The 251-nt window shown below is 65.3% G+C and carries 1 pseudogene; it reads left to right on the forward strand.

Annotated features, from left to right (window positions below):
• Positions 1–251 (forward strand): annotated as a pseudogene (locus tag H6B10_RS16350) (heavy metal translocating P-type ATPase); the annotation flags it as partial.

The following is a 251-nucleotide window of genomic DNA, read 5'->3' on the forward strand; positions in this document are numbered from 1 at the left end:
GCTGGAGGTGGGCGAGCTGCTGGAGGAGTGGACAAGAAAGAAATCCGTGGCGGATCTGGCCCGGTGTATGTCCTTAAATGTGGACCGGGTCTGGCTGCGCACAGCCCAGGGCGAGGTGCTGGCCCCCGTGTCCCAAATCCAGCCGGGAGACGCCGTGGTGGTTCGTGCCGGCGGCATCATCCCCGTGGATGGTCTGGTGCTGGAGGGGGAGGTCACCGTCAATCAGGCGTCCCTCACCGGAGAGTCCATCC

It is taken from the genome of Gemmiger formicilis (assembly GCF_016901605.1).
Classification (GTDB): domain Bacteria; phylum Bacillota; class Clostridia; order Oscillospirales; family Ruminococcaceae; genus Gemmiger; species Gemmiger formicilis_B.